The sequence below is a fragment of the Xanthomonas bonasiae genome (assembly GCF_017163705.1).
In the GTDB taxonomy this organism is placed as follows: Bacteria; Pseudomonadota; Gammaproteobacteria; order Xanthomonadales; family Xanthomonadaceae; genus Xanthomonas_A; species Xanthomonas_A bonasiae.
Genome location: NZ_JAFIWB010000012.1, coordinates 109679 through 123870 on the forward strand (window position 1 = coordinate 109679; position 14192 = coordinate 123870).

Below are 14192 nucleotides of genomic sequence, written 5' to 3' on the forward strand. Positions count from 1 at the left end.
GCCGGGATTGGGGAATCGGGATTGGGGATTCGGAAAGGCGGTCCGCTCAGGCTTTCAGTTCGATGGTCAGGGCAGCTGCCGCATCGCGGGCGGTCTGGCGCGCTTCGTCGATGCTGGCGCCGCGCGCCAGGGTCACGCCGACGCGGCGGTGGCCGTGCACGCTGGGCTTGCCGAACAGGCGCAGCGCGGTGTCCGGAGCCTGCAGCGCGGCGGCGACGTTGCCGAACAGCGGCACGCCTTCGCCGTGCGCCAGCAGCGCGCACGAGGCCGACGGCCCGCTCTGGCGGATGACCGGGATCGGCAGGCCCAGGATCGCGCGCGCATGCAGCGCGAACTCGCTCAGTTCCTGCGAGACCAGGGTGACCAGGCCGGTGTCGTGCGGCCGCGGCGACACTTCGCTGAACCAGACCGCGTCGCCCTTGACGAACAGTTCCACGCCGAACAGGCCCCAGCCGCCGAGGTCGTCGGTGACCGCGCGCGCGATCTCCTGCGCCCGCTGCAGCGCCAGCGCCGACATCGGCTGCGGCTGCCAGCTCTCGCGGTAGTCGCCGTCCTTCTGCCAGTGCCCGATCGGATCGCAGAACGACGTGCCGGCGGCATGGCGCACGGTCAGCAGGGTGATCTCGTAGTCGAAATCGATGAAGCCTTCGACGATGCAGCGGCCGGCGCCGGCGCGGCCGCCGGTCTGCGCGTATTCCCAGGCGGCATCGATCTCGGCTTCGCTGCGCAGCGTGCTCTGGCCCTTGCCCGAGGACGACATCACCGGCTTGACCACGCACGGCAGGCCGACCGCGGCGATCGCCGCGCGGTACTCCTCCGGCGTATCGACGAAGCGGTACGGCGAGGTCGGCAGGCCCAGCGTCTCGGCGGCCAGGCGGCGGATGCCCTCGCGGTCCATGGTCAGCCGCGCCGCGCGCGCGGTCGGGATCACCCGCTGGCCATGCTCGCGTTCCAGCGCCACCAGCGTCTCGGTGTGGATCGCCTCGATCTCCGGCACGATCAGGTGCGGCTGCTCGCGCGCGATCAGCTCGCGCAGCGCCATCGCATCGAGCATGTCCAGCACGTGCGAACGGTGCGCCACCTGCATCGCCGGCGCATCGGCATAGCGATCGGCGGCGATCACTTCCACGCCGAAGCGCTGCAGCTCGATCGCCACTTCCTTGCCCAGTTCGCCCGAGCCCAGCAGCAGCACGCGGGTGGCGGAAGCGGACAGCGGGGTTCCCAGGGTGGTCATGGCGGCGGTGCCTGCGCGAAAGAGGGGCGCCATTCTAACGGCCCGTGCCGTTTCCCTGTCGCAGACGTCCGCAAACGCCCCCTTGCAATCAGATATCAAAGTGATATCTTTCCGCCACACACCTGGGAAGACCGCCATGAAAGAACGCACGCTTCGCTCGCTGCCCGGCATTCCGCTTCTGCTCGGCGTCCTGGCGCTGTCCGCGCTGGCGCTGTGGCTGTTCGTGATGGGCGTCATCAAGGATCCGGTGAGCGGCGGGCCGAGCTCGCTGCCGCTGGTGCTGCTGTCGCTGCTGCTCGGCGCGGCCGCCCTGTTCAGCCTGTGCGGCCTGTACACGGTGCAGCCGAACCAGGCCGCGGTGCTGAGCCTGTTCGGCAAGTACGTGGGCACGGTCAAGGACAACGGCCTGCGCTGGAACAACCCCTTCTATTCGAAGAAGAAGGTCAGCCAGCGCGTGCGCAACTTCGAGAGCGGCCGGCTCAAGGTCAACGAACTGGACGGCAGCCCGATCGAGATCGCCGCGGTGATCGTGTGGCAGGTGATCGATGCGTCCGAGGCCGTGTACAACGTCGACGACTACGAGAGCTTCGTGCATATCCAGTCCGAATCGGCGCTGCGCGCGATGGCCACCAGCTATCCCTACGACCAGCACGAGGACGGCCAGATCTCGCTGCGCAGCCACCCCGCCGAGATCAGCGAGCAGCTCAAGCGCCATCTCGACGAGCGCCTCACCCAGGCCGGCGTGGACGTGATCGAGGCGCGCATCAGCCACCTCGCCTATGCGCCGGAAATCGCCCAGGCGATGCTGCAGCGGCAGCAGGCCAACGCGGTGATCGCCGCACGCACGCGCATCGTCGCCGGTGCCGTGGGCATGGTCGAAATGGCGCTGGCCGAACTGGAGAAGAACGGCACCGTGCAGCTGGACGAGGAGCGCAAGGCGCACATGGTCAGCAACCTGCTGACCGTGCTGTGCTCGGACCGCGGCGCGCAACCGATCGTCAACGCCGGCTCGCTGTACTGATGCGCGAGTCCTGCCACCTCCGTGCGGCAGCGGCCGCACGGATGCAAACGAGCCGTCCCGCATGAGCGAGAAGAAGGCCTATCCGCTGCGCATCAACGCCGACGTGCTGGCGGCGGTGCAGCGCTGGGCCGACGACGAGCTGCGCAGCCTCAACGCGCAGATCGAATACGTGTTGCGCGACGCGCTGCGCAAGGCCGGCCGGCTGCCCAAGCCCGGCGAGGACCAGGAACCCAAGCCATGACCACGCGCTGGACTTACCTCACTGTCGAAGTGAATCTCAAGCCCACCTTTCTCGGCAAAGTGGACGCCGAACCGATCCAGGCCGAGCTGAACAAGCAAGGCGCCCTGGGCTGGGAACTGGTCAACGTGATCAGCTCGCCGCGGCTGTGGCCGGTGCTGCTGGTGTTCAAGAAGGCGAGCTGACATGCGCCCACGCCGCCACCTCGGTCCCATGCTGGCATCACTGCTGTGCCCGGCCGCCGCACTGGCGGCTTCGCCCCAGCAGACGGCGAACACGCTGCTGGACCGCCTGCAGGCCGGCGACATCGCCGCGGCCGAACGCGACTTCACGCCCGCGATGGCGCAAGCGGTGCCGGCCGAGAAACTGGCCGAGGCCTGGCACATGGTGTCTGCACAGATGGGCGCGTTGCAGCAGCGCGGCACGGCCAGCGAACGCCAGCAGCAAGGGCTCAGCCTGATCGAGCGACGCCTGCAATTCGAACGCGGCGCGATGCTCTTGCATGTCTCGGTGAACGCCGAAGGCAAGATCGCCGGCCTGCTGCTGACCCCGGCCGCGCCACCCGCTCCACCGCCGCCCGCTGCCGATGCCGGCTTCGCCGAACAGGCGTTCGCGGTCGGTCCGCTGCCCGGCACCCTGGCCTTGCCGGCCGGCAAGGGACCGTTCCCGGCTGTGGTGCTGGTGCAGGGCTCCGGCCCGCTCGACCGCGACGAGACCATCGGCCCGAACCGGCCGTTCCTCGATGTCGCGCGTGGCCTGGCCGCACAAGGCATCGCGGTGCTGCGCTACGACAAGCGCACCTTCGCCATGCCGGAAAGCTTCGCCGGGCGCATGCAGGACGGCTTCACCATGGACGACGAAACCACCGACGATGCCGTCGCCGCAGTCGCGGCGCTGGCGCGCACGCCCGGCATCGACCCCAAGCGCATCTTCGTGATGGGCCACAGCCAGGGCGGCATGCTCGCCGCGCGCATCGCGCGCATGTCCGGCAAGACCGTCGGCATCGTCCTGTGGGCGGCACCGGCGCGCTCGCTGCTGGACCTGCTGCTCGACCAGAACCGCTATCTGCTCGGCCTGCAAGGCACGCCGTCCGCCGAGGGCAAGGCACGCGTAGCCGAGATCGAGCGGCGCGTGGCCAAGGTCCGCGGCGACGGTGCGGTGGCGCGGACCGATTCGCCGCAGGACTTGCCGGCCGCGTACTGGCGCGCGTTCGACAAGGTGGATCCGGTGGCCGACGTCCTCGCCTTGCGCCAGCCGGTGCTGTGGCTGCAGGGCGAGCGCGATTTCCAGGTCACCGCGCCGGACTGGCAGCGCTGGCAGCAGGCGCTGGGCGACGATCCGCGCGCGACCCTGCACCGCTACGCGCAGCTCAACCACCTCGGCATCGCCGGCAGCGGCGCCCCGAACCCCGCCGAGTACGCGCAGCCCGGGCATGTCGACGCGCAGCTGATCGCCGATACCGCGCAATGGATCCGCGCACAACCGTGACCGCCATGCACAGCCATTCCCCAGCCGCACCGACCTCCCGCGACTACCGCGTCGCCACGCCCGGGCGCCTGCCGCTGCTGGGCCTGTGGCTGCCGCTGCTGCTCGCCGCCGGGCTGGTCGCCGCCGTGGGCCTGTCCAGTCCGGAGCGCGGCCACCGCCTGCACTGGACTACCCTGGCGCTGCTGCCAGCCACCGGCACGGTGCTGAGCCTGTTCTACCTGCGCCGCGGCATCCGCCTGCAGGAACGGACGCTGCTGGTCCGCTCCAGCCTATTCGCCGCGCGCACCGACATCGCCCAGATCGACCTGGCGCAGGCACGCGTGGTGGACCTGGCCGAGCACGGCGAATTCGCGCCGACCCGCAAGACCATCGCCTACGCGTTGCCCGGCTTCAAATCCGGCTATTTCCGCATGCGCAACGGCCAGCGCGCGTTCTGCCTGGTCACCGATGCCAGCCGCGTGCTGGCGCTGCCGTTGCGCGACGGCCGCTGGCTGCTGCTGAGCCCCGAACAGCCGCGGCAGTTGCTGCAGGACCTGCAACGGCTGGCCGCGCACCGCGCTTAGCCCTACCCTGTGCGGATGCGCCCCGCTCCCGCCCTGCTGCTCAATACCGAATGCATCGAACTGCTGCCGGCCAGGTTGCTGCGCGCGCGCAGCAATGTCGATGCGCGCCTGCTCGCGCAGGCGACCTGGCTGTTGCGGCGCAAGTGCGACGGCCGCTACCTGGCGGCCGCCTCCGCGCACGGCCTGCATGCGCTGCTGCCGCGGCTGATGCACGAACCCGGCATCGATGCGGCGCTGGATCGCCTCGACGCCCTGCCCCTGCGCCGGCAACCCGACGACGCCGGACCGCTGCCGCTGAGCGCCTTGCACGAACGCCTGGCCGGCCTCGGCCTGGACGCCGAGGACTACGCGCGCAGCACCGGCCTGCCGCTGCACGCCGAACCCGCCACCCTGCATGCCGCGGGCCGCGACCGCTACCGGCGCCCGCTGTGGCTGAGCGCCGGCGCCGCGCGCGCCTGGCAGGCGCTGCGGCGCGCCGCCGCCCGCGACGGCGTGGTGCTGGAGGCGATCTCCGGCTACCGCAGCCACGCCTACCAACTGGGCATCTTCGCGCGCAAGTTCGCGCGCGGTCAGAGCCTGCAGCAGATCCTGCAGGTCAATGCCGCGCCCGGCTACAGCGAGCACCACAGCGGCGACGCGCTGGACATCGGCACGCCCGGCGAGCCGCCAGCCGAGGAGAGCTTCGAGCGCACCGCGGCCTTCGCCTGGCTGCGCGCGCATGCCGCCGACTTCGGCTACCGGATGAGCTATCCGCGCGACAATCCGCACGGCATCGTCTACGAACCCTGGCATTGGCGCTGGCACGCGGGAGCGCCGGCATGAAGGTCGGCATGGAGCAGCGCGCAGAGCGCCTGTCGCGCGGCGGCCTGGCGTATTGCGCGCTGGCATTGCTGGCGCTGCCGTTCGGCGCCTCCGCGCAGTGGCACGATCGCCAGGGCAAGCCGGTCGCCGACAGCGCCGAGCGCGCGCACGACAAGAACTTCGCGGCGACGGTCCACGTCGCCGATGAAGCCGAGTTCGCGCGTTTCGGGAAAGAGTGGACCGAGACCGACAGCAACCACGGCCCCCAACTGCGCACGACCGCCCGCGTGCGCCGCGGCGAACCGCTGCGCGTGGTCGTGCTGTATTCGGGCTGCGCGCCCAGCCCCAACAACGACGGCGCCTGCGACGCGCGCCTGAGCCTGCGCATGCTCGGGCCGGACGGCCAGGTCGCGCTGCAGGAACCGCCGCGACCGCTAACCACCGGCGGCAAACCGGCCGCGCCGGGCATGCTGGAACTGGCGCCGCTGTCGCTGCAGCTGCGCTTCGAACCGGAGGATCCGCTCGGCACCTATACGCTGCACGCCACGCTCAACGATCCCAGCCAGGATGCCTGGGTGCGCGTGCAGACACAGGTGGAACTGGTCGCCGATTGACTGCCGTACACCCTGCCAATCCCACTGAGAACACCTTGCTTATGGACGAGCACATCGACAAACAGCGCCGTGCGGTCACCGCCGCCCTGCTCGGTGCCGGCGCCGCTCTGGCCTTGCCCGGATGCGCGCGCGAAACATCCGCCGCGGCGCAGGTCACCGACATCGCCGGCATCGACCGCACCGCGGTCGCGCGCATCGCCACGCCGCGCAGCGTGGCCGAAGTCGCCGCGCTATTGCGCGGCAGCCGCGGCGCGGTCTCGATCGGCGGCGCGCGCTACAGCATGGGCGGGCAGATCGGCGCCGCCGGCTCGCTGCACCTGGATCTGCGCGACCTGGTCGGGCTGGTGCGGCTGGATCCAGCCGCGCAGCGCATCCGCGTGCGCAGCGGCATGCGCTGGCGCGACGTGCAGGACCTGATCGACCCGCACGATCTGGCGGTCGCGGTGATGCAGAGCTACAGCAATTTCAGCGTCGGCGGCTCGGTCGCGGTCAACTGCCATGGCCGCTACCTGCATGCCGGGCCGATCGCGCATACGGTGCAGGCGCTGCAACTGGTGGATGCGCAGGGCGAAGTGCACGAGCTCGACCGCGAGCACGATGCCGAATTGTTCTCCGCGGCGATCGGCGGCTACGGCGGACTCGGCGTGGTCACCGAAGTGGAAGTGTCGCTGGCCCGCAACGACATGCTGGAGCGGCATGCGCAGCGCGTCGCGCTGGCGGACTATCCGGCATTCTTCGCCGAACGCATCGCCGCCGACCCGCGCGCGGTGATGCACAACGCCGACCTGATGCCGCCGCACTTCGATCGCCCGCTGGCGGTGACCTGGCTGCGCAGCGACGCCGCGCCCACCGACACGCGCCGGCTGGTGCCGCGCGGGCAGGACTACGCACGCGAACAGAATCTGATCTGGGCGGCCTCCGAACTGCCGCTGGGCGAGTCCTTGCGCGAGCGCTACCAGACCGAACCGCTGCTGCACACGCCGGCGGTGATGCGCCGCAACTGCCAGGCCAGCCTGGACGCGCGCTCGCTGGAACCGCGCACGCGGCGCATGTCCACCTACCTGCTGCAGGAATACTTCCTGCCGCTGCCGGCGTTCGCCGCATTCGCGCGCGCGATGGGCGCGATCCTGCGCCGCCACGAGGTCAACGCGCTCAATGTCTCGATCCGCCACTCGCCGGCCGATACGGTGTCGTTGCTGCGCTGGGCGCCGCAGCCGGTGTTCTCCTTCGTGCTGTACTACAAGCAGCGCAGCGGCGCCGCTCCGGACCGGGCGGCGGCGGTGTGGACCCGGCAGTTGATCGACGCGGCGCTGGCGCACGGCGGGCGCTACTACCTGCCGTACCGGCTGCATGCCACGCCGCACCAGTTCGCCGCGGCCTATCCCGAAGCCGAGGCGTTCGCGCGCATCAAGCGCCGCATCGATCCGCAGCAGCGCTTCCGCAATCGGCTGTGGGACAAGTATTTGCCGGCATGAAGCCGGAGGCGATGGCGCGCGCGGCGAGCGTCTGCAGCGGCCAGGCGCTCAAGTTGCCGCGCACGCGACCGATATCGCAGCGACATGTCCAGGAGATCCACGCTGATGGAACAGAACCCGTACTCGGCGCCGGCAGCCGACTTGCAGGCAAGCCCCGCCGCGCCGCCGGGAAAGGCACCGGACGACGTGCTGCGCAGGATCAAGGTCGGCTGGATCGTCGCAGCGCTGCAAGCGGGGGATCACGCTACTCAGCGGACTGCTCGCGCTCAAGAACGGCAACACCGTTATCGGCGCGACCAGCGAGATCGAAGCCATCTTCATCGCGACACTGGCCTACGGCGTCCGGCGCAAGCATCGGGTGGCGGCGAGCGTGCTGCTGGCCTACTACGTCCTCGTCCGGATCGCCTTCCTGCTCGCCGGAAGTCTCAATGGTGCGGCCCTCGGGGTGATCGTGATCCTGGTCTACCTGAGCGCGGCGCGCGGCACCTTCCAGTACCACCGCTGGCTGCAGCAGGAACGGCGTTTCCCGTCCTCGCAACGCCCACGGTTGAGCGACGATCCGTTGTGGCGGACGCCGCCGCGGCCGATTGCGGCGACGCCGGGTCAGGCCAGCCAGGATGCCCCCATTCCGCCGACCGCCTGACTGCCCACGGCCACCGGTGGGGGGCGGCAGCGATACCAGGCGTGGACATCGCGCCCCTTCCGACTTCTGCGAACGCGGCGCAGGACGTGCTGCCGAACACCGCCGCAGCCTGCGACCAAACCTGTAGGAGCGGCTTCAGCCGCGACCGGGGCCTTCCTCCCCGGTAACGCCCGGTCGCGGCTGAAGCCGCTCCTACAGAGGAGCATCACGATGCCGCGCGCCCCTACTCCTGCGACCGCGGCGTGGGCAGCGTCGCGGCGGCGCTGAAGTCGGCGATCTTCCACAGGTAGAACGCCACGTAGCTGCGATACGGGCTCCAGCGCTCGCCGCGGGCCAGCAACTCCGTCGGCGTCGGCGGCCGTTCCAGTCGATCCACCCGCTGCGCGCCCTTGCGCACGCCCAGGTCGTCCACCGGCAGCAGGTCGGGACGGCCCAGGCGGAACAGCAGCATCATCTCCACCGTCCAGCGGCCGATGCCGCGGACCGGCAGCAGTGCCTGCACGATCGCCTCGTCGTCCAGGAAGGCAAGCCTGCGTAACGAAGGAATCTCGCCGGCCGCCTCGCGCCGCGCCAGATCGCGCAGCGCCAGCGCCTTGTTGCCGGACACGCCGCAGGCGCGCAGGCCGGGATCGTCGATCCGCGCCAGCGTGTCGGCATGCAGCCGGGTGCTGCCGATGGCCGCTTCGACGCGGCCGACGATGGTCGCCGCGGCCTTGCCGCTGAGCTGCTGGAACAGGATCGCGCGCGCCAGCGCATCGACCGGATCGAATGGCTTGGCCCAGCCCGGTTGCGGCGCGATCGGGCCGATCCGGCGCATCCACGCGCCAAGCTTGCGGTCGCGCCGGCTCAGGTAGTTGAAGGCAGCCTGGGTGTCGAATCCGCGCGCGTAACGGGGCATCTCAACGCCTCAGCGCATCCAGCGCGTACAGCACCCAGCCCAGCATCAGCGTCGTCCCGCCGACCGGGGCCAGCCGGGTCGGCCACTGCTCCAGCGCGTTGCCGGCCAGGCTGCCGGAAAACAGCAGCGTGCCGAGCAGCAGCAGCGCCAGTGCGACGCGCGCGAGCAGGCGCTCGCTGCTGCGGCCCAGCGCCGCCAGCGCCAGCCCGTGGCCGAACGCATACAGCGCGGCGGTCTGCAGATGCGATTGCGCCAGCGGCTCGGCGACGCCGTGCGAGGCATAGGCGGACAGGCCGATCGCGGCGGCCGCCAACAGGCCGCCGGCACAGGCCAGCCAGGAGCGTTTGCGCGAACGCCGATCGAGATTCAGCATGACGATGCTCCGTTGCGGCAGGTGTTCCGGCCCCAGAAACGAAACGCGCCGCAAGAAGCGGCGCGTTTCGGGTCACTCATCCATCCAGGCGACGGCTTACTTGATCGCCCAGTAGATGTCGTACGTGCCTTCCGGCGTGAACGACTTGTCCACGCCGCCCTTCCAGGCCTCGTACGGACGGTCGGTCACGTCGTAGCCGCTGGTCGCGGCCCAGGCGCGGACCGCATTGCGCGCCGCATCCAGGCCCGCCATGTGGCCGGTGTAGCTGGCGAACGCGGAACGGTGCGCTTCGGTACGCAGGTAGGTGACCGGCGCGCCCTGCGGGATGGTCAGCTTCAGCGGATCGCCGCTGGCGGCGACCGGGGTCGCATCGACCGGAGCCGCAGGAGCCGCCGCATCGTCCTTCTTCTCTTCCGGCTTGGCCGCCGCGTCCGGCTTCGGCGCGCCACCGGCACGCTTGCGTACCGGCTGGGTCACGTCGAAGGCGTACTTGTCGGAACCGAAATCGGTGGTGACGATGCGCACCGGACCGGCCGCTTCCAGGCCGTTGGCGTCCATCACCCGCTTGATCCACTCCTGGTTGTCCTTGATGGACTTCTTGATGGAGTCGTTGTCGCGGTCGATGTTGCCGGCGTTGACGACCAGCAGATCCTCGGCCGGAACATCGACGACCTTCAGGTCGGTCAACGGGGTTTCCTCGGCGCGGTAGTCGACGTTCGGCACGGTGGCCAGCACGTTGCTCAGCCGCGACAGGCCCAGCTTGATGTCGTCGCCGACATGACGGCTCACGTACAGGCCAGCGTAGCGACCGAACAGGTCCCAGCCGTACTTGACCGTGTAGTCCTGGGTGATCTTGACGTTGCGACCGCTCTTGCCGGTCGGCTCGAGCTTGAACGACGTGGTCTTGTCGCTGCCCTTGCTCTCGTCTTCGATGCCGATGACGACCTGCTTGTTCTTCTCGGTCGAGGTGATGGTCCAGCTGCCCTTGCCGATGTAGCCCTCGTTGGAGGTGTAGTCGAGGCGGGCGCCGACGCCGGCTTCAGGACCGGAAAGCTTCAGTTGGATACGCGGATCGCGTAGCACCAGAGGATTCCAGTCCTTGAAACGACGCAGGCTGTTCACCGTGTCATAGACAATGGTCATGCGCCGATTGGTTTCGACGCTCTCGGACATGTGACGCTCCGAAGGCAGCACCAGGCCGACGATGACGAACAGGCCAGCCACGATCCCCAGTGCGATCAGGAATTCGATAATACGGGTCATTCAGGAGGTCTCCGGGGCCGATCCCACGGCCGGGTTAATGAAGCGAAGCGCCCATCCTAGCAGGCTTCGCGGCTCGTGGTCAGCAGATGGCGACGCGGAATTCGGCATAGTGGCGAAAACCCCGCGAACGCGCCGTGCAAAGCGCCGCCGCGGCACCGGGCGGGCGACCAGACCATTGTCGCGCCGGCAACGGCGGACAGGCCGTTGCCGGCGCCGGGTCGCTGCGGGCAGGCCAGACATGGCGCGGCGTTTGCGCTTGGCCGCGGGCGACACCGCCGATCCGGGCGGCCAGACCATTGCATCCCGAGCGTTGTAACGCCGGGGCTGTCGGCCCAGACCGCATCCGGACTCGGCGCGCCTGCCGCTGCGTTCGTCGCGACTGAAGTCGCTCCTACAGGGGGCTGGCGCGGCACCGGTGCGCGCGAACGCCCGACGCCCGGCGCGCTGCGCCGGGCCGGGCATCCTGTCCCGTCAGACCAACTGCAGCTCGAACGCCTTCAGTACCGCCCGGGTGCGGTCGCGCACACCCAGCTTGGACAGGGTGAGCGGGCGCTGCTTGCGAGCCACCGGCTCGCGCGCCCGCGAACGCCCGGCGCGCTGCGCCGGGCCGGGCATCCTGTCCCGTCAGACCAACTGCAGTTCGAACGCCTTCAGTACCGCCCGGGTGCGGTCGCGCACGCCCAGCTTGGACAGGATGTTGGACACGTGGTTCTTGATCGTGCCCTCGGCCACGCCCAGCGAGTTGGCGATCTCCTTGTTGGAGAAGCCGCTGGCCATCAGCCGCAGGATCTCGGTCTCGCGGTCGGTCAGCGGGTCGGGCCGGTCCAGGCTGACGAAGTCGTTGCGCATGTGCTCCAGGCCCGACAGCAGGCGCTGGGTCACCGCCGGCTGCACCAGCGAACCGCCGGCGGCCACCGCGCGGATCGCGCCGACCAGTTGTTCCAGCGACACGTCCTTGAGCAGGTAGCCCTTGGCCCCGGCCTTGAGCCCGGCCAGCACCAGCTGGTCGTCGTCGAAGGTGGTCAGGATGATGGTCGGCGGCAGCGTGCCGTTGCGCGACAGCATCTGCAGCGCCTCCAGTCCGGACATCGCCGGCATGCGCATGTCCATCAGCACCACATCCGGCTTCACCTGCGGGATCAGCTCCACCGCCTGGCGGCCGTCGTTGGCCTCGGCGATCACCTCGATCCCGCCGTCCAGCGCCAGCAGCGAGCGGATTCCCTGCCGCACCAGGGTTTGGTCGTCGACCAGGCAGACACGGATCATCACAACACTCCTTGTGAAACGGCGGGCGGCAGCAAGGCGGCCGCGCTCGGAACCGAGGCGCGCAGGCGGAAGCCCGTGCCCTGCGGCGCATCGATTTCCAGGCTGCCACCATACTGGCTCAGCCGCTCGCGCATGCCGCGCAGGCCGTTGCCGGGCAGCAGCACCTCGCAGCCGCGGCCATCGTCGTGGGCCCGGATCACCACCTGCGGGCCGTCGCGGCGCACCTGGATCCACAGGTTGTCGGCCTGCGCGTGGCGCACCGTGTTGGTGATGATTTCCTGGGTGCAGCGCAGCAAGACATGCGCGCGCTCCGGATCCTCGACGGTCAACGGCTCGTCCACCTGCAGGTGGATCCGCAACGACGGCACCCGCTCGACCAGCGGCCGCAGCGCCGCGGCCAGGTCGATCGCGCCGCTGTCGCGCAGATGGCTGACTGCCTCGCGCACGTCGGTCAGCAGCAGCTTGGCCAGGGTATGCGCCTGGTGCACATGTTCCTGCGCGCGGCCCTCGGTGATGTGGCCGGCCACTTCCAGGTTCAGGCTCAGCGCGGTCAGGTGGTGGCCGAGCAGGTCGTGCAGTTCGCGCGAGATGCGGGTGCGCTCGTTGACCCGGGCGCTTTCGGCCAGCAGCGCGCGGGTGGCGCGCAACTCGGCATTGAGCTGGCGCTGCTCCTCGCGGGCCTGGGCCTGCTGCCGCGCGACCAGGCTGGTGACGAAGATGAACATGGAGAAGCCGCCGTACAGCAGCGACTGCATCAGCGCGTCGAACAGCGGAAAGCCGACCAGCAGGTAGTAGACCGGCAGCACCGCCAACTGGCTCAGCACCAGCCACAGCACGCCGATACGCACCGGCAGCAGCCACGGGATCACCCCCGCCGCCACCATCATCAGGATGCTGCCCAGCCCGCTTCCGGTCAGATAGCTGACCGCCAGCGCGCAGACGGTCAGCAGCAGCAGGATCAGGCGATCGTACCAATGCGCGTGGCCGCCGCTGCCCAGCCCGCGGGTCAGCCAGTAGTAGCTGCCGCCGAAGGCGATGAAGAAGCCGGACATCATCGCCGCCTCCCAGCCGCCCCGCCGGTTCACGCCCTCCTCCGGGATCCAGTAGGTGTAGACCAGCGGCATGGCGATCATGGCCCAGGTGAACAGGCCGGCGAAGCGCAGGACGCGGGTATGGCTGAGGTTTCCCAACATGCATGCATCTTAGGATGAACGGCGCGCAATGCACTCCCACGGAAGTCATGCATGCGCGGCTCGCCGCCCCGGGCCACGCGTGCGATAATCCGGCTGGCGGTCCGCATCTGGCCGCGCGCGCATCAGCAACGGAGTCCCAATGTCGATCGTCATCCGCGACGTGCGCGAGCACGAGCTCGATTCGGTCCTGGCCCTGAACAACAACGCCGGACTGGCGATCCTGCCGCTGGATTCGGCCAAGCTGCACCGCTTCTACGAGACCGCAGAGTACTTCCGCGTCGCCGAGCGCGACGGCAACCTGGCCGGCTTCCTGGTCGGCTTCGGCGGCGACAGCGATCACGACAGCAGCAATTTCGCCTGGTTTCGCGAGCGCTATCCGGCCTTCTTCTATATCGACCGCATCGTGGTGGCCAGCCGCCGCCGCGGCGGTGGCGTCGGCCGCGCGTTCTATGCCGACGTGCAGAGCTACGCCGAGCTGCGCTACCCGCAGCTGGCGTGCGAGGTTTTCCTGGACCATGGCGCGGACGCGGCGCTGCTGTTCCACGGCAGCTTCGGTTTCCGCGAAGTGGGCCAGAACACGATGAACGAGGTGGAGGTGCGTGCCAGCATGCTGTTGAAGGATCTGTGCAGTTACGCCTGGGTCCGCGAGACCTACGGCGAGCAGTTGCCCGACCTGCCCTGGGTCGGCCATGCCCGTCGCCTGCAACGGGCCCAGCGCCCGACCGGGACCTGAGCGTGTCGTCGGTGAATCTGGATTTCGAGCAGGCAGGCGAACTGAAGATCGGCCAGGTCGGCATCGCCAACCTGCGCATCCGCACCCTGGACGTGGCGCGCCTGACCCAGGAAATGCGCGAGCGCGTGCAGCGCGCGCCCAAGCTGTTCGGCCGCGCCGCGGTCATCATCGATTTCGGCGGCCTGGCGCAGACGCCCGACACCGCCACCGCGCGCGCGCTGCTGGAAGGCCTGCGCGCCGCCGGCGTGCTGCCGGTGGCGCTGGCCTACGGCACCCGCGAGACCGAACAGCTGTCCGAGGCGCTGGGCCTGCCGCTGCTGGCCAAGTTCCGCGCCCAGTACGAGCGCATCGACGGCGGCGCCCCCGCCGCCGTCGATGCGCTCGTACTG

General features: G+C 69.8%; 16 protein-coding genes and 2 pseudogenes. 11 read left to right on the forward strand and 7 right to left on the reverse strand.

Going from position 1 to position 14192, the window contains the following annotated elements; genetic code table 11:
* Positions 1–46: 46 nt before the first annotated feature.
* Entirely contained in the window at positions 47–1234 is a 1188-nt protein-coding gene (gene purT / locus JR064_RS12355) for a formate-dependent phosphoribosylglycinamide formyltransferase (RefSeq protein WP_191824932.1), read from the reverse strand.
* 136 nt (positions 1235–1370) lie between these two features.
* Between purT and JR064_RS12360 the strand changes: the two genes are divergently transcribed.
* The 9 genes from JR064_RS12360 to JR064_RS12400 all read left to right on the forward strand — a co-directional run bounded on the left by JR064_RS12360 (position 1371) and on the right by JR064_RS12400 (position 8077).
* A complete protein-coding gene (locus JR064_RS12360; RefSeq protein ID WP_179570778.1) occupies positions 1371–2255 on the forward strand; it encodes an SPFH domain-containing protein in 885 nt (294 codons plus the stop codon).
* Positions 2256–2316: 61 nt separating this feature from the next.
* Positions 2317–2496 carry a type II toxin-antitoxin system antitoxin gene (locus JR064_RS12365; protein WP_179570777.1) on the forward strand — a complete coding sequence of 60 codons (180 nt, stop codon included), beginning with the start codon at positions 2317–2319 and terminating at the stop codon, positions 2494–2496.
* Positions 2493–2678 carry a DUF4177 domain-containing protein gene (locus JR064_RS12370; RefSeq protein ID WP_179570776.1) on the forward strand — a complete coding sequence of 62 codons (186 nt, stop codon included), beginning with the start codon at positions 2493–2495 and terminating at the stop codon, positions 2676–2678. Before JR064_RS12365 ends, JR064_RS12370 begins: the two co-directional genes overlap by 4 nt.
* A gap of 28 nt (positions 2679–2706) precedes the next feature.
* Positions 2707–3981 (forward strand): alpha/beta hydrolase, encoded by a 1275-nt coding sequence (locus tag JR064_RS12375; protein ID WP_241093022.1) that lies wholly within the window; start codon positions 2707–2709, stop codon positions 3979–3981.
* Positions 3982–3986: 5 nt separating this feature from the next.
* Positions 3987–4544 carry a PH domain-containing protein gene (locus JR064_RS12380; protein ID WP_206229901.1) on the forward strand — a complete coding sequence of 186 codons (558 nt, stop codon included), beginning with the start codon at positions 3987–3989 and terminating at the stop codon, positions 4542–4544.
* Between the two features lie 15 nt (positions 4545–4559).
* The gene (locus JR064_RS12385) at positions 4560–5366 is read left to right on the forward strand and encodes a M15 family metallopeptidase (protein WP_206229902.1); all 807 of its coding nucleotides are present in this window, start codon (positions 4560–4562) and stop codon (positions 5364–5366) included.
* On the forward strand, positions 5363–5959 hold the full coding sequence (locus tag JR064_RS12390; RefSeq protein WP_206229903.1) for a hypothetical protein: 597 nt from the start codon (positions 5363–5365) through the stop codon (positions 5957–5959). The genes JR064_RS12385 and JR064_RS12390 overlap by 4 nt, the downstream gene beginning before the upstream one ends.
* Positions 5960–6000: 41 nt before the next feature.
* Positions 6001–7434 carry an FAD-binding oxidoreductase gene (locus JR064_RS12395; RefSeq protein WP_206229904.1) on the forward strand — a complete coding sequence of 478 codons (1434 nt, stop codon included), beginning with the start codon at positions 6001–6003 and terminating at the stop codon, positions 7432–7434.
* A 370-nt stretch (positions 7435–7804) separates the two neighbouring features.
* Positions 7805–8077: a hypothetical protein gene (locus JR064_RS12400; RefSeq protein ID WP_206229905.1), complete on the forward strand. Its 273-nt coding sequence runs from the start codon at positions 7805–7807 to the stop codon at positions 8075–8077.
* A gap of 223 nt (positions 8078–8300) precedes the next feature.
* Here JR064_RS12400 and JR064_RS12405 read toward each other — a convergent pair whose 3' ends face one another.
* The 6 genes and pseudogenes from JR064_RS12405 to JR064_RS12430 all read right to left on the reverse strand — a co-directional run bounded on the left by JR064_RS12405 (position 8301) and on the right by JR064_RS12430 (position 13070).
* Positions 8301–8975, reverse strand: a complete 675-nt coding sequence (locus tag JR064_RS12405; protein WP_206229906.1) for a DNA-3-methyladenine glycosylase family protein — start codon at positions 8973–8975, stop codon at positions 8301–8303.
* A gap of 1 nt (position 8976) precedes the next feature.
* Positions 8977–9348 carry a DUF423 domain-containing protein gene (locus JR064_RS12410; RefSeq protein ID WP_206229907.1) on the reverse strand — a complete coding sequence of 124 codons (372 nt, stop codon included), beginning with the start codon at positions 9346–9348 and terminating at the stop codon, positions 8977–8979.
* A 96-nt stretch (positions 9349–9444) separates the two neighbouring features.
* Positions 9445–10611, reverse strand: coding sequence for a polyketide cyclase (locus JR064_RS12415; RefSeq protein WP_179570767.1), 1167 nt, complete (start codon positions 10609–10611; stop codon positions 9445–9447).
* 471 nt (positions 10612–11082) lie between these two features.
* Positions 11083–11151, reverse strand: a pseudogene (locus tag JR064_RS23110) (DNA-binding response regulator); the annotation flags it as partial.
* An 84-nt stretch (positions 11152–11235) separates the two neighbouring features.
* Entirely contained in the window at positions 11236–11877 is a 642-nt protein-coding gene (locus JR064_RS12425; RefSeq protein WP_003465620.1) for a response regulator, read from the reverse strand.
* A complete protein-coding gene (locus JR064_RS12430) occupies positions 11877–13070 on the reverse strand; it encodes a sensor histidine kinase (protein ID WP_206229909.1) in 1194 nt (397 codons plus the stop codon). Before JR064_RS12430 ends, JR064_RS12425 begins: the two co-directional genes overlap by 1 nt.
* A gap of 139 nt (positions 13071–13209) precedes the next feature.
* On the opposite strand from JR064_RS12430, the gene JR064_RS12435 reads away from it, so the two are divergent.
* Entirely contained in the window at positions 13210–13803 is a 594-nt protein-coding gene (locus JR064_RS12435) for a GNAT family N-acetyltransferase (RefSeq protein WP_179570765.1), read from the forward strand.
* A gap of 2 nt (positions 13804–13805) precedes the next feature.
* Positions 13806–14192: pseudogene (gene minC, locus JR064_RS12440) on the forward strand (septum site-determining protein MinC); the annotation flags it as partial.

Coding starts and splice junctions, on each gene's coding strand:
- JR064_RS12390 (WP_206229903.1), top strand. CDS start 5,363: ATGAAGGTCGGCATGGAGCAGCGCGCAGAGCGCCTGTCGCGCGGCGGC.
- JR064_RS12425 (WP_003465620.1), bottom strand. CDS start 11,877: ATGATCCGTGTCTGCCTGGTCGACGACCAAACCCTGGTGCGGCAGGGA.
- purT (WP_191824932.1), bottom strand. CDS start 1,234: ATGACCACCCTGGGAACCCCGCTGTCCGCTTCCGCCACCCGCGTGCTG.
- JR064_RS12410 (WP_206229907.1), bottom strand. CDS start 9,348: ATGCTGAATCTCGATCGGCGTTCGCGCAAACGCTCCTGGCTGGCCTGT.
- JR064_RS12415 (WP_179570767.1), bottom strand. CDS start 10,611: ATGACCCGTATTATCGAATTCCTGATCGCACTGGGGATCGTGGCTGGC.
- JR064_RS12405 (WP_206229906.1), bottom strand. CDS start 8,975: ATGCCCCGTTACGCGCGCGGATTCGACACCCAGGCTGCCTTCAACTAC.
- JR064_RS12375 (WP_241093022.1), top strand. CDS start 2,707: ATGCTGGCATCACTGCTGTGCCCGGCCGCCGCACTGGCGGCTTCGCCC.
- JR064_RS12360 (WP_179570778.1), top strand. CDS start 1,371: ATGAAAGAACGCACGCTTCGCTCGCTGCCCGGCATTCCGCTTCTGCTC.
- JR064_RS12385 (WP_206229902.1), top strand. CDS start 4,560: ATGCGCCCCGCTCCCGCCCTGCTGCTCAATACCGAATGCATCGAACTG.
- JR064_RS12365 (WP_179570777.1), top strand. CDS start 2,317: ATGAGCGAGAAGAAGGCCTATCCGCTGCGCATCAACGCCGACGTGCTG.
- JR064_RS12430 (WP_206229909.1), bottom strand. CDS start 13,070: ATGTTGGGAAACCTCAGCCATACCCGCGTCCTGCGCTTCGCCGGCCTG.
- JR064_RS12435 (WP_179570765.1), top strand. CDS start 13,210: ATGTCGATCGTCATCCGCGACGTGCGCGAGCACGAGCTCGATTCGGTC.
- JR064_RS12380 (WP_206229901.1), top strand. CDS start 3,987: ATGCACAGCCATTCCCCAGCCGCACCGACCTCCCGCGACTACCGCGTC.
- JR064_RS12370 (WP_179570776.1), top strand. CDS start 2,493: ATGACCACGCGCTGGACTTACCTCACTGTCGAAGTGAATCTCAAGCCC.
- JR064_RS12395 (WP_206229904.1), top strand. CDS start 6,001: ATGGACGAGCACATCGACAAACAGCGCCGTGCGGTCACCGCCGCCCTG.